General features: G+C 56.3%; 23 protein-coding genes. 15 read left to right on the top strand and 8 right to left on the bottom strand.

Features of this window, described 5'->3' with window-relative positions:
- Positions 1–92 precede the first annotated feature (92 nt).
- The 4 genes from FHC49_RS20060 (at position 93) to FHC49_RS20045 (ending at position 4,825) form a co-directional block, all read left to right on the top strand.
- Positions 93–1,244, top strand: coding sequence for a glycosyltransferase (locus FHC49_RS20060; protein WP_220440703.1), 1,152 nt, complete (start codon positions 93–95; stop codon positions 1,242–1,244).
- A gap of 154 nt (positions 1,245–1,398) precedes the next feature.
- Entirely contained in the window at positions 1,399–2,595 is a 1,197-nt protein-coding gene (gene kbl / locus FHC49_RS20055; RefSeq protein WP_220440702.1) for a glycine C-acetyltransferase, read from the top strand.
- A gap of 9 nt (positions 2,596–2,604) precedes the next feature.
- Positions 2,605–3,630 carry an L-threonine 3-dehydrogenase gene (gene tdh / locus FHC49_RS20050; protein ID WP_185667475.1) on the top strand — a complete coding sequence of 342 codons (1,026 nt, stop codon included), beginning with the start codon at positions 2,605–2,607 and terminating at the stop codon, positions 3,628–3,630.
- A 157-nt stretch (positions 3,631–3,787) separates the two neighbouring features.
- Positions 3,788–4,825, top strand: coding sequence for a glycosyltransferase (locus FHC49_RS20045; RefSeq protein WP_220440701.1), 1,038 nt, complete (start codon positions 3,788–3,790; stop codon positions 4,823–4,825).
- Here FHC49_RS20045 and FHC49_RS20040 read toward each other — a convergent pair.
- The 3 genes from FHC49_RS20040 to gpmM are packed head-to-tail and all read right to left on the bottom strand — an operon-like array spanning position 4,822 to position 8,589.
- Positions 4,822–5,757, bottom strand: coding sequence for a divergent polysaccharide deacetylase family protein (locus FHC49_RS20040; protein WP_220440700.1), 936 nt, complete (start codon positions 5,755–5,757; stop codon positions 4,822–4,824). The two genes, FHC49_RS20045 and FHC49_RS20040, sit on opposite strands and share 4 nt — an antisense overlap.
- A gap of 3 nt (positions 5,758–5,760) precedes the next feature.
- A complete protein-coding gene (gene envC, locus FHC49_RS20035) occupies positions 5,761–7,032 on the bottom strand; it encodes a murein hydrolase activator EnvC (RefSeq protein ID WP_220440699.1) in 1,272 nt (423 codons plus the stop codon).
- A 9-nt stretch (positions 7,033–7,041) separates the two neighbouring features.
- Positions 7,042–8,589 carry a 2,3-bisphosphoglycerate-independent phosphoglycerate mutase gene (gpmM, locus tag FHC49_RS20030; RefSeq protein ID WP_220440698.1) on the bottom strand — a complete coding sequence of 516 codons (1,548 nt, stop codon included), beginning with the start codon at positions 8,587–8,589 and terminating at the stop codon, positions 7,042–7,044.
- A gap of 248 nt (positions 8,590–8,837) precedes the next feature.
- Between gpmM and FHC49_RS20025 the strand changes: the two genes are divergently transcribed.
- From FHC49_RS20025 to cysE, 5 genes are all read left to right on the top strand, one after another.
- Entirely contained in the window at positions 8,838–9,269 is a 432-nt protein-coding gene (locus FHC49_RS20025; protein ID WP_220440697.1) for a rhodanese-like domain-containing protein, read from the top strand.
- Between the two features lie 38 nt (positions 9,270–9,307).
- Positions 9,308–9,559, top strand: coding sequence for a glutaredoxin 3 (grxC, locus tag FHC49_RS20020; protein ID WP_185667469.1), 252 nt, complete (start codon positions 9,308–9,310; stop codon positions 9,557–9,559).
- A gap of 84 nt (positions 9,560–9,643) precedes the next feature.
- On the top strand, positions 9,644–10,111 hold the full coding sequence (gene secB, locus FHC49_RS20015) for a protein-export chaperone SecB (protein WP_064541041.1): 468 nt from the start codon (positions 9,644–9,646) through the stop codon (positions 10,109–10,111).
- Entirely contained in the window at positions 10,111–11,130 is a 1,020-nt protein-coding gene (gene gpsA, locus FHC49_RS20010; RefSeq protein WP_185667468.1) for an NAD(P)H-dependent glycerol-3-phosphate dehydrogenase, read from the top strand. Before secB ends, gpsA begins: the two co-directional genes overlap by 1 nt.
- A gap of 79 nt (positions 11,131–11,209) precedes the next feature.
- A complete protein-coding gene (gene cysE / locus FHC49_RS20005; protein ID WP_185667467.1) occupies positions 11,210–12,031 on the top strand; it encodes a serine O-acetyltransferase in 822 nt (273 codons plus the stop codon).
- A gap of 66 nt (positions 12,032–12,097) precedes the next feature.
- On the opposite strand, the gene trmL is transcribed toward cysE, so the two are convergent.
- The 5 genes from trmL to FHC49_RS19980 all read right to left on the bottom strand — a co-directional run bounded on the left by trmL (position 12,098) and on the right by FHC49_RS19980 (position 17,000).
- The gene (trmL, locus tag FHC49_RS20000; RefSeq protein WP_185667466.1) at positions 12,098–12,571 is read right to left on the bottom strand and encodes a tRNA (uridine(34)/cytosine(34)/5-carboxymethylaminomethyluridine(34)-2'-O)-methyltransferase TrmL; all 474 of its coding nucleotides are present in this window, start codon (positions 12,569–12,571) and stop codon (positions 12,098–12,100) included.
- 176 nt (positions 12,572–12,747) lie between these two features.
- Positions 12,748–13,932: an FMN-dependent L-lactate dehydrogenase LldD gene (lldD, locus tag FHC49_RS19995; protein ID WP_220440696.1), complete on the bottom strand. Its 1,185-nt coding sequence runs from the start codon at positions 13,930–13,932 to the stop codon at positions 12,748–12,750.
- Positions 13,929–14,705, bottom strand: coding sequence for a transcriptional regulator LldR (gene lldR / locus FHC49_RS19990; RefSeq protein ID WP_220440695.1), 777 nt, complete (start codon positions 14,703–14,705; stop codon positions 13,929–13,931). Before lldR ends, lldD begins: the two co-directional genes overlap by 4 nt.
- Positions 14,702–16,357, bottom strand: a complete 1,656-nt coding sequence (lldP, locus tag FHC49_RS19985; RefSeq protein WP_220440694.1) for an L-lactate permease — start codon at positions 16,355–16,357, stop codon at positions 14,702–14,704. The genes lldR and lldP overlap by 4 nt, the downstream gene beginning before the upstream one ends.
- Positions 16,358–16,637: 280 nt before the next feature.
- Positions 16,638–17,000 carry a YibL family ribosome-associated protein gene (locus FHC49_RS19980; protein WP_185667462.1) on the bottom strand — a complete coding sequence of 121 codons (363 nt, stop codon included), beginning with the start codon at positions 16,998–17,000 and terminating at the stop codon, positions 16,638–16,640.
- A 274-nt stretch (positions 17,001–17,274) separates the two neighbouring features.
- Here FHC49_RS19980 and FHC49_RS19975 point away from each other — a divergent pair, with 274 nt between their 5' ends.
- The 6 genes from FHC49_RS19975 (at position 17,275) to selB (ending at position 23,212) form a co-directional block, all read left to right on the top strand.
- The gene (locus FHC49_RS19975; protein ID WP_185667461.1) at positions 17,275–17,487 is read left to right on the top strand and encodes a hypothetical protein; all 213 of its coding nucleotides are present in this window, start codon (positions 17,275–17,277) and stop codon (positions 17,485–17,487) included.
- A gap of 199 nt (positions 17,488–17,686) precedes the next feature.
- Positions 17,687–18,052, top strand: a complete 366-nt coding sequence (locus FHC49_RS19970; protein WP_220440693.1) for a DUF3302 domain-containing protein — start codon at positions 17,687–17,689, stop codon at positions 18,050–18,052.
- Between the two features lie 2 nt (positions 18,053–18,054).
- Positions 18,055–19,191, top strand: coding sequence for an HlyD family secretion protein (locus FHC49_RS19965; protein WP_220440692.1), 1,137 nt, complete (start codon positions 18,055–18,057; stop codon positions 19,189–19,191).
- Positions 19,192–19,265: 74 nt separating this feature from the next.
- Positions 19,266–19,874: a glutathione S-transferase gene (locus FHC49_RS19960; protein WP_220440691.1), complete on the top strand. Its 609-nt coding sequence runs from the start codon at positions 19,266–19,268 to the stop codon at positions 19,872–19,874.
- 99 nt (positions 19,875–19,973) lie between these two features.
- Positions 19,974–21,365: an L-seryl-tRNA(Sec) selenium transferase gene (gene selA, locus FHC49_RS19955; RefSeq protein ID WP_220440690.1), complete on the top strand. Its 1,392-nt coding sequence runs from the start codon at positions 19,974–19,976 to the stop codon at positions 21,363–21,365.
- A complete protein-coding gene (selB, locus tag FHC49_RS19950) occupies positions 21,362–23,212 on the top strand; it encodes a selenocysteine-specific translation elongation factor (RefSeq protein ID WP_185667456.1) in 1,851 nt (616 codons plus the stop codon). Before selA ends, selB begins: the two co-directional genes overlap by 4 nt.
- Positions 23,213–23,239 lie beyond the last annotated feature (27 nt).

The following is a 23,239-nucleotide window of genomic DNA, read 5'->3' as shown; positions in this document are numbered from 1 at the left end:
AGTGCCGGCCTTTTCGGGGCCACCAACGAATGAATAAGTAAGGAAGGGCACTGTGTTGGGGCTGACAATAGCCGTTTGGAATAAAATCATATATGCAACTGATGAAAATAATTATCACAGGTTATGAAACCAGTGGTCTCGGTGGTATGGAGACGGTATGTATTAATCTGGTGAAGCTGCTGCGGATGCAAAATCCTGATATTGATGTCTCTTTTGTTTTCTTCAAGAAAAATAATAACAATTCTGTTAACGATAACTGGCTTGTGGGGCAGCGTTATTGCCGTCTTTCTTCAAACATAAAGATAACAAAACTAAGAAGATTGAGTTTTGCTTATGGCTTGCGAAAAATCATCCTTCAGGAAAAGCCGGATGTAATCATATCTCTGGACACACTTTCATGTTACATCAGCCACGTTGCAAGAATGTATACGGACAAGCAGGTTAAAATATTCTCCTGGTTCCATTTTTCAATTTTTGATTTCTATAAGAATAACTACAAGAAAAAAATAAAATACATTAATAAAGCCGACTATCACCTTTCAATTAGCTCGGGGATAACTCGGCAGCTCATTGAGATGGGAATAGATAAAAGCACTATAGCAACGATTTACAACCCCGTTGCGCGATGTGATATCCGCATCCCTACCCCTGAGAAGCCTGCCCGGTTTGTGTATGTTGGTAGGGTTGTTGCCGACGGACAGAAAAACGTACGGGGTCTTTTCAACGGGTTGGCTGAGGTTAAGGGGGCGTGGTCCTTAGATATTATCGGCACCGGCCCGGATGTTGATACCTTAAAGGCGTTAGCTGAAACGCTGGGGATTAGTGAAAATATTCACTGGCATGGTTGGCAGAAATCACCGTGGGAATATATTCAAAATACGCTGAAAAATATCACCTGCCTGCTGCTAACCTCTCATTTTGAAGGTTTTGTTATGGTTCTGGTTGAAGCCAGCGCTCACGGTGTTTATGCCATTAGCTCTAATTGTGAAACGGGACCAGCGGACATTATCACTGAAGGGATAAACGGTAATTTATATCCTACTGATGAGCCGGAAAAATTGGTTGCCTTGCTGCAGGAAATCGTTGATGGAAAAGCGTTGCCTGCCGGTGAGCAGATTCAGCAGGCGATTGAGGAATTCTACGAAGACAACTATATCATTAAGGTTAGTGAGGCTTTTGCCATGGCGGGATTTACCCTGGCACCACCATCAACGTCTCAGGTCATTGATGACGCGTCCACGTAAAGCCGGTTGGTGATGCCGGCCCTGTCATTCCTTAAAGGTTATGTGGGTATGCGTGATTTATGCTGCATTTTAGACAAGTCATGATGAGTCATCTCGAACAAACCAATAGCATTGGGTAATATGTGCTGAAATTTGCCCAGTCTGGAGAATTGCAATGCGTGGGAATTTTTATAAGCAGTTAACGAACGATCTGGCAACCGCACGTGCGGAAGGGTTGTTTAAAGAAGAGCGCATTATTACGTCTGCCCAGCAGGCGGATATCACCGTGGGCGACGGCAGCCACGTTATCAACTTTTGCGCCAACAACTACCTTGGCCTGGCGAACCATCCTGAACTGATCAATGCTGCGAAAGCGGGTATGGACAGCCATGGTTTTGGTATGGCCTCCGTTCGTTTTATCTGCGGCACCCAGGACAGCCACAAGGTGCTCGAGCAGAAGCTGGCCAGCTTCCTCGGTATGGAAGATGCGATTCTGTACTCCTCCTGTTTCGACGCGAACGGTGGCCTGTTTGAGACGCTGCTGGGCGCTGAAGATGCCATTATCTCCGATGCGCTGAACCATGCCTCTATCATCGACGGCGTGCGTCTGTGCAAAGCGAAGCGTTTCCGCTACGCCAACAACGACATGCAGGAACTGGAAGAACGTCTGAAAGAAGCCCGTGAAGCCGGTGCGCGGCACGTGCTGATTGCCACCGACGGCGTGTTCTCCATGGACGGCGTGATTGCCAACCTGAAAGGGGTGTGCGATCTGGCAGACAAATACGATGCGCTGGTGATGGTCGATGACTCCCACGCCGTCGGTTTTGTTGGCGAGGGCGGCCGTGGCTCCCACGAATACTGCGACGTGATGGGCCGTGTAGACATCATCACCGGTACGCTGGGTAAAGCGCTCGGTGGCGCGTCAGGCGGCTATACCGCTGCCCGTAAAGAGGTGGTGGAGTGGTTGCGTCAGCGTTCCCGCCCGTATCTGTTCTCTAACTCTCTGGCGCCAGCCATTGTCGCCGCCTCTATCAAAGTGCTGGAGATGGTGGAGTCTGGCGCTGAACTGCGCGATCGCCTGTGGGCAAACGCGCGTCTGTTCCGCGAAAAAATGTCCGCAGCAGGTTTCACGCTGGCAGGGGCCGATCACGCGATTATCCCGGTGATGCTGGGCGATGCCGTGATTGCACAGAACTTTGCCCGCGAACTGCAGAAAGAAGGGATCTACGTGACCGGCTTCTTCTTCCCGGTCGTACCGAAAGGCCAGGCGCGTATTCGCACCCAGATGTCGGCGGCGCATACGACGGAACAAATTGAACGTGCGGTGGAAGCCTTTACCCGCATCGGGAAACAACTGGGCGTGATTGCCTAAGGGTGTGAGATGAAAGCGTTATCCAAACTGAAAGCGGAAGAAGGGATCTGGATGACCGATGTTCCTGAACCGGAACTCGGCCATAACGACCTGCTGATTAAGATTCGCAAAACCGCCATTTGTGGCACCGACGTGCATATCTACAACTGGGATGAATGGTCGCAGAAGACAATTCCAGTGCCGATGGTGGTGGGCCACGAGTATGTTGGTGAGGTCGTGGGTATTGGTCAGGAAGTGCGTGGCTTTAAGGTCGGCGACCGCGTCTCTGGTGAAGGCCATATCACCTGCGGTCACTGCCGTAACTGCCGCGCCGGTCGTACGCACCTGTGCCGCAACACCATTGGCGTGGGCGTGAACCGCCCAGGCTGTTTTGCAGAATATCTGGTGATCCCGGCGTTTAACGCCTTCAAAATCCCGGACAATATCTCTGACGATCTGGCGTCTATTTTCGACCCGTTCGGCAACGCGGTACACACGGCGCTCTCATTCGACCTGGTGGGCGAAGATGTGCTGGTTTCTGGCGCGGGCCCGATTGGCGTGATGGCGGCGGCAGTGGCTAAGCACGTGGGCGCGCGTAACGTGGTGATCACCGACGTTAACGAATACCGCCTGGATCTGGCGCGCAAAATGGGCGTCACCCGTGCGGTCAACGTCTCCAAAGAAAACCTCACCGACGTGATGGCTGAACTGGGCATGACCGAAGGCTTCGATGTCGGTCTGGAGATGTCCGGCGCGCCGCCGGCGTTCCGCTCTATGCTCGACACCATGAACCACGGCGGACGTATCGCGATGCTGGGTATTCCACCATCAGATATGTCCATCGACTGGACCAAGGTTATCTTTAAGGGGCTGTTTATTAAAGGTATCTACGGTCGAGAAATGTTTGAAACCTGGTACAAAATGGCGGCGTTGCTCCAGTCTGGTCTGGACCTGTCTCCGATCATTACCCACCGTTTCGGCATTGACGATTTCCAGAAAGGCTTCGACGCTATGCGTTCAGGCCAGTCGGGTAAAGTGATTCTGAGCTGGGATTAATCGCTTTCACGAAAGTTGTCCCCGGGTATTGATTCGCGTTGAATACCCGGGGATTTTTTTTGCCCTGACACAGCATAGAGTGCAACACTTTCTCTGACTTTTTGCCGTCTAATATGTTAAATATTGCCGTTAATTACACTGTCTGGCAGGATTTTATATGACCTACACCCCCGGTCTCCTGAGCGTCATAATGCCGCTTTACAATACCGGCGAGCCGTTTATCGCTTGTATGGATTCGCTGATCGCGCAAACCTGGAAGAATATCGAGATAATCATCGTTAACGATGGTTCGACGGATAACTCGGCAGAACTCGCCCAATCCTATGCGGATCGCTATCCGCACGTTCACCTGCTGCATCAGCGTAACGGTGGCGTTTCTGCGGCGCGAAATACCGGGATGAAAGTCGCAAAGGGTGAGTACATTGCCTACGTTGACGGTGATGACATTGCCTACCCGGAAATGTACGAAACGCTGATGAATATGGCGCTCAAGGACAATCTGGACGTGGCGCAGTGCAACGCTGACTGGTGTATTGCCGAAACGGGCAAAACCTGGGCATCGATTCCTACCGATCGCATTCGCTCGACCGGGGTCATGACCGGGCCGGATTGGCTGCGTAAAGGGCTCGCGAGCCGTCGCTGGCGCCATGTGGTGTGGATGGGTGTTTACCGCCACCAAACCATCAGAGATGCAGGCCTCTCGTTTATTCCGGGTCTACACCACCAGGATATAATCTGGACGACCGAATTCATGTTTAACGCCAAACGCGCGCGTTACACGGAAGTGCCGCTGTACAAATATTTTCTCCACGACGCTTCCATCAGTCGTCTGCCGCGTACCGGTCTGAAGAACCTGGACTACCAGCGTCATTACATCAAAATTACCCGCCTGCTCGATAAGATGAACCACGATTACGCCGGGCGCATTCCAATATACCCGGAGTTTAAACAGCAGGTTATCTACGAAGCGCTGCGTGTCTGCCACTGCATTCGCAAAGAGCCGGACCAGAAAATTCGCGAGCGAATGATTGCCGAGGTGGATGTTTCGGGGATGTTTAAACGGATGGTGAGCAACATTTGCAGCGTGAAGCTGGCATATCAGGTGATGCTATGGGCCATCCGCTTTGGTCAGTGGCGCGATAAGTCACTCACGCCTCGTCGTCTGGCCCATTTAACCTTGGGTCTGAAAGGCTAACTGCTCTGCCGCCACCCCTGCCACTGCTGCTGCATATATTTCACCAGCGTGCTGTGGGTGATGCTCTCGCTCAATACGTTGAAGAAACGGCTGGCGTATACAGGCTCCAGCGGTTTCTTCGGCTTGCAGAGCGTTACGCCGCGGAACGGATTGCGCGGTGCGGTGGGTTGGCTTTGAGGCGGCAGGCTGTTGTTAGGCTTAGACGTATCCACCTGCGGCTCGTTGAGCAGGCTGCTCGGACGTACCAGGGTGATATCCGCTGGCAGGTTGTAGACCATCTGCTGCAGTACGCGGACGGTGGTCGGGTGCGGGTGGCCAATGGCGATAGCCGAACCGTTGCGGCGTGCTAAATCGATAGCCCGATTAAACTGTACGCGGATATCCGCTTCGTTCTGCGTATCATCCAGGAAGACCCGACGCTTAATCACCTTCACGCCGGTACCGTTGGCGGCGCGCATGGCCTGGCTGTTGCCGATGGTCATGCTATCAAGGAAATAGAGGTTGTAGCGGCTAAGCGCCTGCATCACCTTCTGCATCCCGAACAGGCTGGAGGTCATCGCACTACCCATATGGTTATTTAGTCCGACGGCGTACGGTACTTTATCTACGGCTTCGCGAATAATCCGCTCGATCTCATCGCTGCTCATATCCGGGCGAAGCGTGTCTTTCTCCAGCGGCTGCTTGCTGAGCGGCGCCATCGGCAGGTGAATCAGCACCTCGTGCCCGCTGTTATGGGCTTTGGTGGCCATTTCACGCGCGTGGGGAGCGTTGGGTAACACGGCGACGGAAATGGTGGATGGCATCGCCAGTACCTGATTTTCCGTCTGTGGACGATAACCAAAATCATCGATAACGATTGATAATTTACCAGCGTAACTCGGTGCGGCTAATGCCAGCGCACTGAGCAGAACTACCCTGCGAAATTGAAGCAAAACTTATCTTCCCAACCACGGCAGTGGATTGACCGCCTGACCCTGACGGCGAATTTCGAAATAGAGTGACGGTCTGCCTTGACCACCACTGTTGCCCACCAGAGCGATAGGCTGGCCGGCGCGCACCTGGGTGCCTACGCTGACCAGCGCGCTTTGGTTATAACCGTACAGGCTCATATCACCCTTACCGTGCTCGACCACGACCACAAGACCGTAGCCCTGGAGCCAGTCGGCAAGAATGACGCGCCCATCGGCGATGGCTTTCACTTCGGTGCCTTCCGATGCGCTGATAACCATCCCCTTCCAACGTAGCTCACCTTGCAGCTGTTCGCCATAACGATGCAGCGTGGTCCCACGAACCGGCCAGTAGGCCTGACCGCGTGGCGCACCCAGGCCGCCGGTACGGGCCATCAGCGAGCGTTCGCTTTCGGAAGGTTTGTAGGTGGTGCCTTTACGGGTGGCTTCCTGCTGGCGGTCGCGCACGGCCTCGGCTTCGCGCGCTTCGCGTTCGGCGCGGGCTTTGGCGGCGGCTTCCGCGCGGGCAATGCTGCTACGCAGACGGGATTCGTTCGCGCGCATTTCACCGAGCTGCTGTTGACCTGCCTGGATGGAAGATTCGAGCCCGGACAGGGTTTTCTGGCGCTCATTACGCGCCGCTTCGAGTTTGGCCTGCTGGGCCTTCTGCTCGTACAGCAGCGTTTGCTGTTCGCTCTGCTTCTCTTCCAGCTCGGTTTTCTGCGTGGCGACTTCTTCACGCGTCTGCTTAAGCTCGGCGATAGTCTCCTGGCGCGCCTGGTTTAGGTAGCCAAAGTAGGCCTGCAGGCGCTGCCCGCGCTGGCTCTCTTCACCGCTGAGGATAAGCTGAATACCCGTGTGCTCGCCCTGGCGGAACGCCGCATCAAGCTGCGCGGCCAGATTACGCTCCTGCGCAGCACGCTGCTTTTCCAGCTTAGCGATGGAGGCATTCATATTGGCAATTTGCGTGTTGAGCTGAGCCAGCGAATTTTGCGTTTCGCGCAGCTGACGCGCGGCGGCGGCAATGGCCTGTTCCTGCGCTTGCAGTTGGGCGAGAAGCGTAGAGCGCTGTTGCTGCTGTTGGCGAACCGCGCGCTCTTTAGCGGCGATATCGGCCTGAATAGACTGGAGCTGTGAGCGGTCGTCCGCATGGGCGGGCGCGGCGCACAGCAATACGCCAGCGCTGAGTGCGCTGGCGTAGAACGTGGACCGAAGCGTCGCCTCGGCCCATTTAATGGAATAAATCGCCTTTCCCCTCATGGGGAAGGATTATTCCACGATGAACAGCGGCTTACCAGTCATCTGTTGCGGGATTTCCATCCCCATCAGCGTCAGCATGGTTGGCGCGATATCGGAGAGCTTGCCGCCTTCCACCGCTTTCACGGATTTATCACCCACGTAGATCAGCGGAACCGGCAGGCTGGTGTGCGCGGTGTGTGCCTGGCCGGTAGCCGGGTCACGCATCTGCTCAGCGTTGCCGTGGTCAGCGGTAACCAGCAGCTGGCCACCCACTTTCTCGACGGCGCGGGTAACTTCATCCAGGCAGTGATCCAGCGCTTCAACCGCTTTCACCGCGGCTTCCATCACGCCGGTATGACCAACCATATCGCCGTTCGGGTAGTTACAGATGATGGTGTCGTACTTACCGCTTTCGATAGCCGCAACCAGCTTCTCGGTCAGCTCTGCGGAGCTCATTTCCGGCTGCAGGTCGTAGGTCGCCACTTTCGGGGAGTTGATCAGGATGCGATCTTCGCCTTTGAACGGGTCTTCTACGCCGCCGTTGAAGAAGAAGGTGACGTGAGCGTATTTCTCAGTTTCGGAGATACGCAGCTGAGTCTTCTCATGCTTCGCCATCCACTCACCGAAGGTGTTTTCCAGGGAGGCTGGTGGGTAAGCACATGGCGCTTTGATATCTGCTGCGTATTCGGTCAGCATGATGAAGTCGCCCAGCTTCACTTCTTTGTGGCGCGTGAAGCCGTCGAAATCGGCGTTAACGAATGCACGGGTGATTTCGCGCGCACGGTCAGCACGGAAGTTCATGAAGATCAGCGCATCGCCATCTTCCATTGCGGCATCGGCCTGGCCGGCTGCGCGGATAACGGTCGCTTTCACGAATTCGTCGTTTTCATCGCGAGCGTAGGCTGCTTCCAGCGCGGCAACCGCGGTGTCAGCCTGGAATTCGCCTTTGGCTTCAACCAGCAGGTTGTAAGCTTGTTCAACGCGATCCCAACGGTTGTCACGGTCCATTGCATAGTAACGGCCGATGATGGAGGCCACGCGGCCTTTGCCCAGCGCGGCAAATTTCTCTTCAAACTTCTGCAGGGAGCCGTTTGCGCTGCGCGGTGGGGTGTCGCGACCGTCGAGGAAGGCGTGCAGGTAGATTTTTTCTGCGCCACGTTCAGCGGCCAGTTCGACCATCGCCATGATGTGATCTTCATGGCTGTGTACGCCACCGGCGGACAGCAGGCCCATGATGTGTACCGCTTTGCCCGCAGCAACGGCTTTATCTACTGCGCCTGACAGCACCGGGTTAGCGAAGAAAGTGCGCTCTTTGATTTCAACGTCAAGACGGGTCAGGTCCTGATACACGATGCGGCCTGCGCCCAGGTTCACGTGACCGACTTCAGAGTTACCCATCTGACCGTCTGGCAGACCGACTTCCAGGCCAGAAGCGTGGATCAGGGTATGTGGACGTTTTGCCCACAGCGCGTCCATAACCGGAGTTTTAGCGCTGTAAATAGCGTTATCCTGATGCTCTTCGCGGTAGCCGTAGCCATCCAGAATCACCAGTACCATAGGTTTTTTAGTAACCGACATTGCGACAACCTCATGCTCTAAAGACAGAAAATTTGCGTAATTTTACTACAGCTGAATCGATAAAATAACAACGAGAGATCAAAGAAAGCGGGGAGATGCGCGTTGAAAAACGCACAATTCCTCCCTTTTTTTCGTAGCACTCCGCAGAAAACACATTACATCGCGCGCGCTGGCTGTTTTTGCGCCCCGCCGCAGGTATACTCCATCCCTGGTTTTTAAACATTACACGTCGGGAGCTGTTACCCCCCATGCAAGAGATTATGCAATTTGTTGGTCGTCACCCTGTCCTGAGCATCGCGTGGATCGCGCTGCTGGCGGCCGTACTGGTCACCACCTTTAAAGGGCTGATGTCTAAAGTTAAGGTCATCAACCGTGGTGAAGCGACCCGTCTGATTAACAAAGAAGATGCGGTGGTCGTTGATCTGCGTCAGCGTGACGATTTCCGTAAAGGCCACATCGCCGGTTCTGTGAACCTGCTGCCGGCTGAAATTAAAGCCAACAACGTTGGCGAGCTGGACAAACACAAAGACAAGCCGGTTATCGTGACCGACGGTTCCGGTATGCAGGCGACTGAATCTGCTAGCGCGCTGCTGAAAGCCGGCTTTGAAAAAGTCTTCGTACTGAAAGAAGGTATCGCAGGCTGGAGCGGTGAAAACCTGCCTCTGGTTCGCGGCAAATAATTCCGGCTCATTCATCGGGTAAAGTCAGGAGAGCTGTCATGGCTAAGATTGAGATCTATACCAAAGCGACATGTCCTTATTGCCATCGTGCGAAGGCGCTGCTGTCTGAAAAAGGCGTTGCCTTCCAGGAACTGCCAATCGACGGTAACGCCGAAAAGCGCGAAGAGATGATTCAGCGCAGCGGCCGTACAACGGTTCCGCAGATTTTTATTGATGCACAGCACATTGGCGGCTGTGATGACTTGTACGCGCTTGATGCGCGTGGTGGACTCGATCCCCTGCTGCGCTAATGCTTTGCGAAGCGTTCACGCCTGACCTGGGCGGGCGTGAGGCATACCGCTTTTTTTAAGGACAACACGAAAGGGTTTTTACACATGTCAGAACAAAACAACGCAGAAATGGCTTTCCAGATTCAGCGCATCTACACCAAAGATGTTTCTTTCGAAGCACCAAATGCACCACACGTTTTCCAGAAAGATTGGCAGCCAGAGGTTAAACTTGATCTTGATACGGCTTCCAACCAACTGGCTGAAGGCGTGTATGAAGTGGTGCTGCGTGTCACCGTAACGGCGACCCTTGGCGAAGAAACCGCGTTCCTGTGCGAAACTCAGCAGGCGGGTATCTTCTCCATCGAAGGTATTGAAGGGACTCAGATGGCGCATTGCCTGGGTGCATACTGCCCGAACATCCTGTTCCCGTATGCGCGTGAATGCATCACCAGCCTGGTTTCCCGTGGGACTTTCCCACAGCTGAACCTTGCGCCGGTTAACTTTGATGCGCTGTTCATGAACTATCTGCAACAGCAGGCTGGCGAAGGTGCAGAACAACATCAGGATGCCTGATGAACGCACTTAATGCTTCAATGACTGTGATCGGTGCCGGCTCGTACGGCACCGCTCTTGCCATCACCGTGGCAAGAAACGGCCACCAGGTTGTACTCTGGGGCCACGATCCCAAACATGTCGCGACCTTACAGCACGATCGCTGCAATGCGGCATTCCTTCCCGACGTTCCGTTCCCTGATACTCTCCATCTGGAAAGCGACTTAGCGACCGCGCTGGCCGCCAGCCGCGATATTCTGGTGGTGGTGCCAAGCCACGTGTTTGGCGACGTATTGCGCCAGATGAAACCGCTGCTGCGTCCTGACGCGCGCCTGTTATGGGCGACGAAAGGGCTGGAGGCTGAAACCGGCCGCCTGCTGCAGGACGTGGCGCGTGAAGCGCTGGGCGACGAGATTCCACTGGCGGTGATTTCCGGCCCGACCTTTGCCAAAGAACTGGCTGCAGGTATGCCAACGGCGATTTCGCTGGCGGCGACGGATCCGGTCTTTGCTGACGATTTGCAGCAGTTGCTGCACTGCGGCAAGAGCTTCCGCGTCTACAGCAACCCGGATTTCATCGGCGTCCAGTTGGGCGGCGCGGTGAAAAACGTGATTGCGATTGGCGCAGGTATCTCCGACGGTATCGGCTTTGGCGCGAACGCGCGTACGGCGTTGATCACGCGTGGTCTGACCGAAATGTCGCGCCTCGGCGTGGCGCTGGGCGCTGACCCGGTGACCTTTATGGGCATGGCGGGGCTCGGCGATTTAGTGCTGACCTGTACCGACAACCAGTCGCGTAACCGCCGTTTCGGCATGGCGCTGGGGAAAGGCGCACAGGTTCAGGAAGCGCAGGACAGTATTGGCCAGGTGGTTGAAGGTTACCGTAATACCAAAGAAGTCCGCGAGTTGGCGCACCGTGTAGGTGTCGAAATGCCAATAACCGAGGAAATTTATCAGGTATTATATTGCGGAAAAAACGCGCGCGAGGCAGCATTGACCTTACTAGGTCGTGCACGCAAGGATGAGCATAGCGGCAGCTAGAAACGCAGGAAACCTTTGTCATCCCGACGATCCGGCAAGCGCAGACTTGCCGATCGTTCCAATATGTCTGGAGTAAGCAATGTCGTGTGAAGAACTGGAAATTGTCTGGAACAATATTAAAGCGGAAGCCAGGGCTCTGGCGGACTGTGAGCCTATGCTCGCCAGTTTCTATCACGCGACGTTACTCAAGCACGAAAACCTCGGCAGCGCCTTAAGCTACATGCTCGCCAACAAGCTGGCTTCGCCAATTATGCCCGCCATCGCTATCCGCGAAGTGGTGGAAGAGGCCTACGCCGCAGACCCGGAAATGATCGCTGCTGCCGCCTGTGATATTCAGGCCGTGCGCACCCGTGACCCGGCGGTCGACAAATATTCTACGCCGCTGCTGTATCTGAAAGGCTTCCACGCCTTACAGGCTTACCGTATCGGCCATTGGCTGTGGGCGCAGGGGCGACGCGCGCTGGCCATTTTCCTGCAAAACCAGGTATCGGTGTCGTTCCAGGTGGATATCCACCCGGCGGCGAAGATTGGCCGCGGCATCATGCTCGACCACGCGACCGGTATTGTGGTGGGTGAAACCGCGGTTATCGAAAACGACGTCTCTATCCTGCAGTCCGTGACCCTCGGCGGTACCGGTAAAACCAGCGGCGACCGTCACCCGAAAATCCGCGAAGGCGTGATGATTGGTGCCGGGGCGAAGATCCTCGGCAATATTGAAGTGGGTCGCGGGGCGAAGATTGGCGCGGGCTCGGTAGTTCTCCAGCCGGTGCCACCACACACCACCGCTGCGGGCGTACCGGCGCGTATCGTCGGCAAGCCGGAGTCGGATAAACCGGCGATGGATATGGACCAGCACTTCAACGGCATCAACCACGGGTTTGAGTACGGCGACGGGATTTAACGTTGCTGTTTTCCCGGCGTCGCTTCATTCAGCCGGGCTACCTTCAAATGTAGCCCGGGCAAGGCACTAGCTGCGCAAAACCGCGCCAGGATATCCCAGCTGGCGCCACGCTTCATACACCACCACCGACACCGCGTTTGACAGGTTCATGCTGCGGCTGTCCGGCATCATTGGAATACGGATTTTTTGCTCCGGCGGCAGCGCGTCCAGAATGGTTGCAGGCAGCCCGCGCGTTTCCGGGCCAAACATCAGATAGTCACCGTCCTGATAGTTCACCGCGCTGTGTGCGGGCGTACCTTTGGTGGTCAGGGCAAACAGACGCTGCGGGTTTTCGCGCTCAACAAAGGCGGCGTAATTGGCATAGCGTGTAACGGCAGTGAACTCATGGTAGTCCAACCCGGCGCGGCGTAGGCGTTTGTCGTCCCAGGCAAAGCCCATCGGTTCGATGATATGCAGACGAAAGCCGGTGTTGGCGCACAGACGGATGATGTTCCCGGTATTCGGCGGGATTTCAGGTTCGAATAAAACGATGTTAAGCATACTGCCCCCTTGGATTGCGGGGGGCAGGATAGCAGAATTTGGGGAAACCCTCACCCCGGCCCTCTCCCTGAAAGGGAGAGGGAGCAGAGCAGGTCTGCGGGCGAGCAAACGATACAGAACAGTCCCCTCGCCCCTACGGGGAGAGGGTTAGGGTGAGGGGGAAAAACCGCACGGACCTACGCCGCGCTCCCTTGTTTAATTGCTCCAAACGCCTGCGCCACTTCGCCGCTCTGCACTAGCGAATCACGGCTAATCTCTTTAATCGATTTCGCTCCGGTCAGCGTCATCGCCACCTTCATCTCTTTCTCAACCAGATTCAGCAGATTAGCCACGCCCGCCTGGCCGTGTGTCGCCAGCGCATACAGATACGCGCGGCCTAACAGCACGCTATCCGCACCCAGCGCAATCATGCGCACCACGTCCAGGCCGTTACGGATACCGCTGTCGGCCAGGATCGTAATATCACCTTTCACCGCATCGGCAATCGCCGGCAGCGCGCGAGCGGAAGAGAGCACGCCGTCGAGCTGGCGGCCGCCGTGGTTGGAGACGACGATCCCGTCGGCGCCGAAGCGCACCGCGTCGCGGGCATCTTCCGGGTCGAGGATCCCTTTGATCACCATCGGGCCATCCCAGAATTCGCGGATCCACTCCAGGTCTTTCCACGAGATGGATGGATCGAAGTTATTCGCCAGCCAGCCGATGTAATCTTCCAGCCCGGTTGGCTTGCCGAGGTAGGTGGAGATATTGCCTAAGTCGTGCGGGCGACCGTTCAGGCCCACGTCCCACGCCCACTGTGGATGGGTGGCGGCCTGCCAGTAGCGGCGCATGGCGGCATTCGGGCCGCTCATGCCGGAGTGAGCATCGCGGTAGCGCGCGCCTGGGGTTGGCATATCAACGGTAAAGACCAGCGTTGAACAGCCCGCCGCTTTGGCGCGCTCCAGCGCGTTGCGCATAAAGCCGCGATCGCGCAGCACGTAAAGCTGGAACCACATCGGGCGCTTGATGGTTGGTGCCACTTCTTCAATTGGGCAAACCGATACGGTGGAAAGCGTAAACGGAATACCTTTGGCATCAGCGGCGGCGGCGGCCTGCACCTCACCGCGACGGGCGTACATACCGCACAGGCCAACCGGTGCCAGGGCCACTGGCATCGAAAGCTGCTCTTTGAACAGCGTAGTTTCGAGGCTCAGGTCGGACATATTTCTTAAGATGCGCTGGCGCAGCGCCACATCTGACAGGTCTTCCACGTTGCGACGCAGGGTGTGTTCTGTATACGCGCCACCGTCAATATAGTGGAACAAGAACGGTGGCAGGATGCGCTGGGCGGCAGCGCGATAGTCGCTCGCGGCGGAAATAATCATGCTTTTTTCTCCCTGGAAAGTTCAGTGTGGTCGTCGGGCAGGCGGGTGATCCGCGCCTGGCGGGCCAGGTCTTCATCAAAACGTTTAATGGTGGTGTGGACAAAGCCGAGGTGCGCCATCATCGCCTGACGGGCGCCTTCGGCATCGCCAGCGGTAATGGCGTTCAGTACGGCCAGATGCTGCTCGGTGAGCTTCGCAAAGACCGGTGGCACCAGATACATGCGCTCGCGGCTCTGAATGACCGAGGACTGCAGGAGGTCGAAAAAGCCGCGCATGGTTTGCAGCAGCACCACGTTATGGGATGCCTCAGCGATGGCCAGATGGAAACGCACGTCGGCCTGCGAGGCGAGATCCGGGTCGTCGCTCTGGGTGGCTTCAAAGCAGAGGCGGATTTTTTCTTTGTCGGCATCGGTCGCGCGCATCGCGGCGTACCATGCGGTGCTGGCTTCGATGGCGTGACGAGCTTCAAGGATATCGAAACTGTAGTCCTGGTCATCGGCCAGCAGGGTTTTCAGCGGCTGCACAATATTCTGTTCAGACCAGCCCTCATGTTGCCAGCGCACGAAGGTGCCGCCGCCGCGACGGCTAAGCAGTAGTCCTTCGCTCACCAGCTTCGCCAGCGCTTCGCGCAGAGAGTTGCGCGAGACGCCAAGCTGAGCTGCCAGCTTTCTTTCGGCGGGCAATCGCATGCCCGCCTCCAGTTGCTGTTCTTCAATCAGTGCCCGCACGCGGCAGGCGACATCGTCTGACAGACGTTTGGGCAGTATTATCACGGAATCATCCTGGTTAAGACGTAAGCCTGCAGCGTCGTTATCACGCCCACCATACAGGTGAAGATCAGGCTGTGTTTCACGGTAAAGCGGAACAGGTCAGACTCTTTACCCACCAGGCCAACCGCCGCACAGGCAATGGCGATGGACTGCGGTGAAATCATCTTCCCGGTCACGCCGCCGGTGGTGTTGGCGGCAACCAACAGCACATCCGACACGCCAATCTGCTGCGCGGCGGTCGCCTGAAGCGCGGCGAACAGGGCGTTAGAAGAGGTGTCTGAACCGGTCAGGAACACGCCGAGCCAACCCAGGAACGGTGAGAAGAAGGTGAACGCATGGCCGGTATGCGCCAGCGCCAGTGCCAGCGTCGACGACAGGCCGGAGTAGTTCGAGATAAAGGCGAACGCCAGCACCATGCCGATGGAGTAAATCGGTAACGCCAGCTCTTTCAGCGTGGAGCCAAAGGTGCTGATGGCATCTTTTGGCTTCATACGCAGCCAGACGATAGAAAGCAGGGCAGCAAACAGAATCGCGGTGCCGGTCGCTGACAGCCAGTCAAACTTATAGACCGCCGCATAGGCCGTGGCCTGACTTACCACCGGCGGCATACGAGCAACCAGCTTGTCGAGGTACGGTACTGAAATGTTAATCACCAGGTCATACAACGCGCCGCCCGGTGCGAACAGTGCTTTAAACGGAGGGATGCTCCACAGGGTGACGGTCGCGGTCAGGAACAGGAACGGCGACCAGGCGCGAACCACTTGCCCGGCGGTGTAGTGAGTGCGTGACAGGTTCATATCGACCTGCGAAGCGCCCATATCGCCAAAGCGGAAAATACGTACCGGCTGCCAGCGCTTGAGGAACAGCGTCAGACACACCAGAGAAACCAATGAAGAGATGATGTCCGGCAGTTCCGGCCCGAGGAAGTTGGAGCTGAGGTACTGGGCGATAGCAAACGAACCGCCCGCGACCATCACGGCAGGCCAGGTCTCTTTGACGCCGCGCCAGCCGTCCATAATCGCCATGATCCAGAACAGTACGATAATGGTCAGAAACGGCAGTTGACGACCCACCATCTGGCCAATGTGGAAGCTATCGAGCCCGGTAACCTGACCGGCAACCAGAATAGGGATCCCCATCGCACCGAACGCCACTGGCGCGGTGTTGACGATAAGGCACAGGCCTGCGGCATACAGCGGATTAAAGCCAAGGCCAACCAACAGCGCGGCGGTAATCGCCACCGGCGCGCCAAAGCCCGCCGCCCCTTCGAGGAATGCACCGAAGGAGAAGCCAACAATCAGCATTTGCAGGCGCTGGTCCGGGGTAATCGAGAGGATCGACGAACGAATAATGTCGAACTGTCCGGTCTTCACCGAGATTTTGTAGACGAAGACAGCGGCGATAATAATCCAGGCAATCGGCCACAGGCCGTAGAAGAAGCCGTAAACCACCGACGCCAGCGCGCGATCAACCGGCATCTTGTAGAACAACAGCGCCACGGCCAGCGCGATAAATACCGTCCAGCTTGCCGCGACATAGCCTTTCAGCTTGAGCTTAATCAGCGCGAAGAAGAAGAACAGGATCGGAAGTGATGCGATCAGACTAGACAGCCAGATATTCCCAGCCGGGTCGTAGTTTTGTTGCCAGAGGCTCATGCAGGTCTCCAGGGGGCCACACGCGCCGGTTGCGGTGAGTCTATGCTCAGCTCTGCGTCACGGTTTGTGTAAAAGTGGCCCTGCCAATATGGTGATATAGGGGTAATGCCAATGAATGGTTAACTAAATGTTATGTTCTAGCAATGTGTTTGTGACTAGAGATTATGGAATTGTGAACCAATAGCGATTTGGTTGTGAAATTGGTTGGGCCAATTGCGGGAGAGGTTTTGGGGAGGAAAGACAACCTTCTCCCGGCGGGAGAAGGTTCAGGGGAGGTGACTTAGAACTCGCTCTTCGCGAACCCGGTCATCTCCTGCAGGCCCATTTCGCGGCCAAGCGCGCTCATTGGGTGTACAACCACCAGACCGCGGACGCTTTTCTTCAGCTTGCCCATGTCGGCCTGTTCTTTTTTGGTAATCGCACGGCTGAACGGCAGTTTGGTCAGTTGCTGTGCTTCTTTACTCAGCTTCTGAGTACGGACTTCACGCAGACGCGCGATTTCCGTTTCAAGCTTGGTTTTTTCAACTTCAAGCTCAGCGTACTTTTCGGCGCCTTCCACCAGGGACAGCGCTGCCTGCTGGTGGCGGATCGCATCAAGCAGGTCGCTCAGGCGTTTAATTTCGTTTTTTTCGATTTCTTTCATGTTGCCGGTATCTGATAACAAATAGACGTAATAGCCTCTAGTATGCGCGTTGTCGCTCATTTCTGGTAGTTAATTATACAAAATGGAGAAGTTTCTTTGTGTGATAATTAGCAAATTATTTAAATAACAATATGAATTATAAAGTGATTTATAGAATGAGTTAACGCGATCGCTTTTTTGAAAATAAGTGACAAAAATCCGCACATTTTCCTTAACCGGGTTGGCGTTGATTATCCATTCTTAAGATAAGGTTAATCGATGAGGAGGACGTGCGATGAGCAATAAAATGGGTGAAAACATTCCGCAGATTATCGATAAAGCGGTCGATTTTATGGCCTCCAGCCAGGCGTTTGTCGAGTACCTGCACAAAAAGCCGCATAACGATCGCGTGCCGGACGATATTCCGGAAGATAAAGCCGGGATGTTCCTTGAGCGTTTGGCCTACTATCGCAACCTGTACCGTCCGGTAGATTCGCAGCACAAATAGCGTCGGTTTGGGCTGTTTCTCAAACGGGTAATGCACTGGGTATTACCCGGGATAGGCTTTGCCTCTCTCCAGAAATAAAAATTACCCCGCCGGGTGATGGCGAAAATAGCGTTTGAGCATTATTTTCAACATATCGGTCAGTCGTGTCTTCGGCCGCCAAATATCTCAAAAACCCGAATAGCGTGAATCTGAGGCAGGTATGTTTCTAAACTATTTTGCGTTGGGTGTGCTCATCTTCGTCTTTCTGGTGCTGTTTTACGGAATCATCATGATTCATGATATTCCCTATAACATCGCGAAAAAACGCAACCATCCCCATGCCGATGCGATTCATACCGCCGGGTGGGTTAGTCTGTTTACTCTGCATGTGATATGGCCGTTTTTATGGATCTGGGCGACGCTCTACCAGCCCGACCGGGGGTGGGGCATGCAGTCGCATATTCCTGCGCCAGAGCCTCAGCCACCTGCTGACGATACGCTTGCCCGGCTTACCCAAAGGGTGACGGAGCTTGAGCAAAAGTTGGCGGAAATTCGCCCCTCGGCTGACACGACTGCGGAGCAATAAACATGGATCTGCTGATTGTTTTGACCTACGTCGCGCTCGCGTGGGCGGTATTTAAAATATTCCGTATTCCGGTGAATCAATGGACGCTGGCCACCGCGGCATTAGGCGGTGTCTTTTTAGTTAGCGGACTTATTTTATTAATGAACTATAACCACCCTTATACCTTTACGGCCCAGAAGGCGGTGATTTCCATTCCGATTACGCCGCAGGTCACCGGCGTGGTCAGTGAAGTGACGGATAAAAATAACCAGCTGATTAAAAAAGGCGAGGTGTTATTTAAACTCGACCCAACCCGCTATCAGGCGCGGGTCGACCGCCTCCAGGCTGACCTCGTCACCGCCACGCACAATGTTGATACCCTGAAGGGCCAGCTTTCCGAAGCGCAGGCCAATACCACGCGGGTTTCCGCAGAGCGTGACCGCTTGTACAAAGACTACCAGCGCTATCTCAAGGGCAGCCAGGCACGGGTGAACCCTTTCTCCGAAAGCGATATCGACAACGCCCGGCAGAACTATCTGGCCCAGGATGCGATGGTCAAAGGCTCGGTTGCTGAGCAGTCGCAAATTAAGAGCCAACTGGACAGCATGGTCAACGGTGAGCAGTCGCAGATTGTCAGCCTGCGCGCACAGTTGGCGGAAGCCAAATATAACCTCGACCAGACGGTGGTTCGCGCTCCGAGCGACGGCTACGCCACGCAGGTGCTGATTCGCCCAGGTACCTACGCCGCCGCACTGCCGCTGCGCCCGGTGATGGTGTTTATCCCGGAACAAAAACGGCAGATAGTGGCGCAGTTCCGCCAGAACTCGCTGCTGCGACTGGAAGCGGGCGATGATGCTGAAGTGGTGTTTAACGCGCTGCCCGGCCAGGTGTTCCACGGTAAGCTCGCCAGCATACTGCCGGTGGTGCCCGGGGGCTCGTATCAGGCGCAGGGGGCGCTGCAATCGCTGACGGTGGTGCCGGGGACGGACGGCGTCATGGCGCTGATTGATTTAGACCCTAACGAAGAGGTGGATTCACTGCCGGACGGTATCTACGCGCAGGTTGCCGTTTACTCTGACCATTTCGCCCACGTCTCGGTAATGCGTAAAGTCCTGCTGCGTATGACCAGCTGGATGCATTATCTCTATCTGGATCACTAGACGGGTAAAAAGCAGAGGGCGAACGCGGCTGCCTGAGCCATACTGATCTCTTTGTTGGCGCAAAGGAGATGATAATGAAACTGGTCGGCAGCTACACCAGCCCATTTGTACGCAAAATATCGGTCCTCTTACTGGAAAAGGGGATCGCCTTTGAGTTTGTTAACGAACAGCCCTACAACGCTGAAAACGGCGTGGCGCAGTACAACCCGCTGGGTAAAGTGCCCGCGCTGGTGACGGATGACGGCGAGTGCTGGTTCGACTCACCGATTATCGCCGAGTACATCGAGCTGTTGGGCGTTGCGCCGGAGATGGTGCCGCGTGACCCGCTAGCCGCGCTGAAAGTACGTCAGATGGAATCGCTGGCTGACGGCATTATGGATGCTGGCCTGGCCTCCGTACGTGAACAGGCTCGCCCAGCCGCGCAGCAGTCGGAAGCCGAAGTGCTGCGCCAGCGTGAAAAAATTCGCCGCAGCCTGGATGCGCTGGAAGGCTATCTGGCCGACGGTATGCTAAAAACCGACACCCTCAACCTGGCCACCATCGCGATTGCCTGTGCGATTGGTTACCTGAACTTCCGCCGCATTGCGCCGGGCTGGTGCGTGGAAAGGCCAAATCTGGTGAAGCTCGCCGAAACGCTCTTCCTGCGTGAAAGCTTTGCGCGCACCGAACCGCCAAAGGCTTGATTGAACGCTATAACGCGGAGCCGCTGTACATTGTACAATCCCTCCCTTATGACTCCCTCTCCCGTCGGGAGGGGTAACATTTAACCGTCAGGCCTATTCATGACTACCGATACCCGTTCGCTCTACAGTCAGCTTCCGGCGACCGATCGCCTGCTTCGCGATCCCGCTTTTGCCCGTTTACTCGATACCCATGGTCACTCGCAGGTGGTGGAACAGCTCCGCCAGATGCAGGACGAGGCGCGCCTTTGCATTCGCGAGCAGCAGACGCTTCCCGCCTGGTGCGAAAATTGGGCGCAGGAGACGCTGTGCCGTTTGAACCGCGATGCGCAAAGCGCATTACGCCCGGTCATCAACCTGACGGGTACCGTGCTGCACACCAACCTCGGGCGCGCGCAGCAGGCGCAGGCGGCGATTGATGCCGTCACCCAGGCAATGCGTGACCCGGTGACGCTGGAGTACGATCTCGACGGTGCGGGGCGAGGCCACCGTGACCGCGCGCTGGCCGACCTGCTGTGCCGTTTAACCGGTGCGGAAGATGCCTGCATCGTGAACAACAACGCGGCGGCGGTGCTGCTGATGCTGGCGGCAACGGCGAGCGGGAAAGAAGTGGTGGTTTCACGCGGTGAGCTGGTGGAGATTGGCGGAGCGTTTCGCATTCCCGACGTGATGCGTCAGGCGGGCTGTGTGCTGCATGAAGTCGGCACCACCAACCGCACTCACGCGAAAGATTACCGTCAGGCCTTCAACGACAACACCGGGCTGCTGATGAAGGTGCATACCAGCAACTACAGCATTGAAGGCTTTACCAAATCGGTAGAAGAAGCGGAGCTGGCGGAAATTGGCCGCGAGCTCGGTGTACCGGTAGTTGCCGATCTCGGCAGCGGTTCGCTTATCGATCTCAGCCGCTACGGTCTGCCGAAAGAACCCATGCCGCAGGAGATGATTGCCGCAGGCGTCAGCCTGGTCAGCTTCTCCGGCGACAAACTGCTCGGTGGCCCGCAGGCCGGGATTATCGTTGGTAAAAAGGCGCTGATAGCCCAGTTACAGCAGCACCCGCTTAAACGTGCGCTGCGCGCCGATAAAATGACGCTCGCCGCGCTGGAAGCCACGCTGCGCCTCTATTTGCACCCGGAAAAACTGGCGGCAGAGCTGCCGACGCTGCGTCTGCTAAGCCGCCCGGCGGAAGAGATTCACCAGCAGGCGTTACGCCTGCGCGAGCCGCTGCAGCAGCGCTATGGCGATGAGTTTGCGGTGCAGGTCATGCCGTGCGCGTCGCAGATTGGTAGCGGTTCGCTGCCGTCTGAAAGCCTGCTGAGCGCCGCGATTGCGCTGACGCCGCTGGATGGCAGAGGTAGCCGGCTGGAGGCGCTTTCCAGCGCCTGGCGCAGCCTGCCCGTTCCGGTCATTGGCCGTATTTATGATGGGCGTCTGTGGCTTGATTTACGCTGCCTTGAAGATGAACCCCGATTCCTGGAGATGTTGCTGAAATGATTATTGCCACCGCCGGTCACGTAGACCACGGCAAAACCACCCTGCTGCAGGCGCTCACCGGCATTAACGCCGACCGCCTGCCGGAAGAGAAATCCCGCGGTATGACGATTGACCTCGGTTACGCCTACTGGCCGCAGCCGGATGGGCGTGTGCTGGGCTTTATCGACGTCCCCGGGCATGAAAAATTCCTCTCCAATATGCTGGCAGGTGTTGGCGGCATTGACCATGCCCTGCTGGTGGTGGCATGCGATGACGGCGTGATGGCACAAACGCGTGAGCATCTGGCGATTCTTCAGTTGACCGGTAACCCGACGCTGACCGTCGCCTTAACCAAGGTCGACCGCGTTGATGCCGCGCGTATTGAAGAGGTTCGCCGTGAAGTTGCCGATGTTCTGTGTGAATACGGCTTTGAGCAGGCGACGCTGTTTGAAACCGCCGCGACGGAAAACCGCGGTATTGATGCGCTGCGCGACCATTTGCGCCAGCTGACTGCCCGCGAACATCCAGAAAACCAGCGTTTTCGTCTGGCGATTGACCGCGCGTTTACCGTTAAAGGCGCGGGGCTGGTGGTGACCGGTACGGCGCTGTCGGGCGATGTGCGCGTGGGCGACACGCTGTGGCTCACCGGCATGGACACGCCGATGCGCGTGCGCGGCCTGCATGCGCAGAATCAGCCTGTCGAACAGGCCCACGGTGGCCAACGTATTGCGCTGAATATCGCCGGTGCCGCGCAAAAAGAAGATCTTAACCGTGGTGACTGGCTGCTGAGCGAAGCGCCGCCTGCGCCGTCTGAACGGGTGATTGTCGAACTGCAAAGCCACGTACCGCTGACCCAGTGGCAGCCGTTGCATATTCACCATGCGGCGAGCCATATCACCGGGCGCGTGTCGTTGCTGGAAGATAATCTGGCCGAACTGGTGCTCGATGCACCGCTGTGGCTGGCGGATAACGACCGTCTGGTACTGCGCGATATCTCGGCAAAAGTGACGCTGGCCGGGGCACGCGTGGTGACGCTCAATTCGCCGCGTCGCGGCAAGCGTAAACCTGAATATCTGGCGTGGATTGCCGCATTGGCGCTGGCCAAAGAAGATGCGCAGGCGCTGGCGGTGCATCTCACCCGCGATGCCGTTAATCTGCGTGATTTTGCCTGGGCGCGTCAGTTGAGTCCCCAGGGCCTTGAGAAGCTGATTGCTCAGCCGGGCTTTATTCTCGCGGGCGACAGCCTGCTGGATGCGCCGCTGGCGGCCCGCTGGCAGCGCAAACTGCTGGACGCGCTGGCGATTTATCATGAGCAGCACAAAGATGAGCCGGGCCCGGGGCGCGAGCGCTTACGCCGCATTGCGTTACCGATGGAAGATGAAGCGCTGGTGCTGACGCTTATCGAGCAAATGCGTGAAAGCGGCGTGATTGCCAGCCACCACGGTTGGCTGCATCTGCCGGACCATAAAGCGGGCTTTACCGATGAACAGCAGGCGGTATGGCAGAAAGCCGCGCCGTTGTTTGGCGACGAGCCGTGGTGGGTGCGTGACCTGGCGACGCAAACGGCTACCGATGAGAACACCATGCGCAGCGTGTTACGCCTGGCGGCGCAGCAGGGGATGATCACCGCGATTGTCAAAGACCGCTATTATCGCAATGACCGGATTGTGACCTTTGCGAGCATGATCCGCGAGCTCGACCAGGAAAAAGGCTCGACCTGCGCGGCGGATTTCCGCGATAAGCTCAACGTCGGCCGTAAGCTGGCGATTCAGATACTGGAATATTTTAACCGTATTGGTTTTACCCGCCGCCGTGGCAACGACCACTTATTACGCGATGCGCTATTGTTCCCGGATAATAAAAATTAACAAATCAATGCGAAAAGATATCAAATA

Origin of the sequence: Kluyvera sp. EC_51, assembly GCF_019584505.1 — a bacterium.
Lineage (GTDB): Bacteria > Pseudomonadota > Gammaproteobacteria > Enterobacterales > Enterobacteriaceae > Kluyvera > Kluyvera sichuanensis.
Note: the sequence above shows the minus strand (reverse complement) of the source record. Positions and strands in the feature narration are given on the sequence as shown.

What these genes read in the sequence shown, in the direction of transcription:
- FHC49_RS20060 (WP_220440703.1), top strand. Translation starts at nt 93, where the DNA reads ATGCAACTGATGAAAATAATTATCACAGGTTATGAAACCAGTGGTCTC.
- kbl (WP_220440702.1), top strand. Translation starts at nt 1,399, where the DNA reads ATGCGTGGGAATTTTTATAAGCAGTTAACGAACGATCTGGCAACCGCA.
- tdh (WP_185667475.1), top strand. Translation starts at nt 2,605, where the DNA reads ATGAAAGCGTTATCCAAACTGAAAGCGGAAGAAGGGATCTGGATGACC.
- FHC49_RS20045 (WP_220440701.1), top strand. Translation starts at nt 3,788, where the DNA reads ATGACCTACACCCCCGGTCTCCTGAGCGTCATAATGCCGCTTTACAAT.
- envC (WP_220440699.1), bottom strand. Translation starts at nt 7,032, where the DNA reads ATGAGGGGAAAGGCGATTTATTCCATTAAATGGGCCGAGGCGACGCTT.
- gpmM (WP_220440698.1), bottom strand. Translation starts at nt 8,589, where the DNA reads ATGTCGGTTACTAAAAAACCTATGGTACTGGTGATTCTGGATGGCTAC.
- FHC49_RS20025 (WP_220440697.1), top strand. Translation starts at nt 8,838, where the DNA reads ATGCAAGAGATTATGCAATTTGTTGGTCGTCACCCTGTCCTGAGCATC.
- grxC (WP_185667469.1), top strand. Translation starts at nt 9,308, where the DNA reads ATGGCTAAGATTGAGATCTATACCAAAGCGACATGTCCTTATTGCCAT.
- secB (WP_064541041.1), top strand. Translation starts at nt 9,644, where the DNA reads ATGTCAGAACAAAACAACGCAGAAATGGCTTTCCAGATTCAGCGCATC.
- gpsA (WP_185667468.1), top strand. Translation starts at nt 10,111, where the DNA reads ATGAACGCACTTAATGCTTCAATGACTGTGATCGGTGCCGGCTCGTAC.
- cysE (WP_185667467.1), top strand. Translation starts at nt 11,210, where the DNA reads ATGTCGTGTGAAGAACTGGAAATTGTCTGGAACAATATTAAAGCGGAA.
- trmL (WP_185667466.1), bottom strand. Translation starts at nt 12,571, where the DNA reads ATGCTTAACATCGTTTTATTCGAACCTGAAATCCCGCCGAATACCGGG.
- lldD (WP_220440696.1), bottom strand. Translation starts at nt 13,932, where the DNA reads ATGATTATTTCCGCCGCGAGCGACTATCGCGCTGCCGCCCAGCGCATC.
- lldP (WP_220440694.1), bottom strand. Translation starts at nt 16,357, where the DNA reads ATGAGCCTCTGGCAACAAAACTACGACCCGGCTGGGAATATCTGGCTG.
- FHC49_RS19980 (WP_185667462.1), bottom strand. Translation starts at nt 17,000, where the DNA reads ATGAAAGAAATCGAAAAAAACGAAATTAAACGCCTGAGCGACCTGCTT.
- FHC49_RS19975 (WP_185667461.1), top strand. Translation starts at nt 17,275, where the DNA reads ATGAGCAATAAAATGGGTGAAAACATTCCGCAGATTATCGATAAAGCG.
- FHC49_RS19970 (WP_220440693.1), top strand. Translation starts at nt 17,687, where the DNA reads ATGTTTCTAAACTATTTTGCGTTGGGTGTGCTCATCTTCGTCTTTCTG.
- FHC49_RS19965 (WP_220440692.1), top strand. Translation starts at nt 18,055, where the DNA reads ATGGATCTGCTGATTGTTTTGACCTACGTCGCGCTCGCGTGGGCGGTA.
- FHC49_RS19960 (WP_220440691.1), top strand. Translation starts at nt 19,266, where the DNA reads ATGAAACTGGTCGGCAGCTACACCAGCCCATTTGTACGCAAAATATCG.
- selA (WP_220440690.1), top strand. Translation starts at nt 19,974, where the DNA reads ATGACTACCGATACCCGTTCGCTCTACAGTCAGCTTCCGGCGACCGAT.
- selB (WP_185667456.1), top strand. Translation starts at nt 21,362, where the DNA reads ATGATTATTGCCACCGCCGGTCACGTAGACCACGGCAAAACCACCCTG.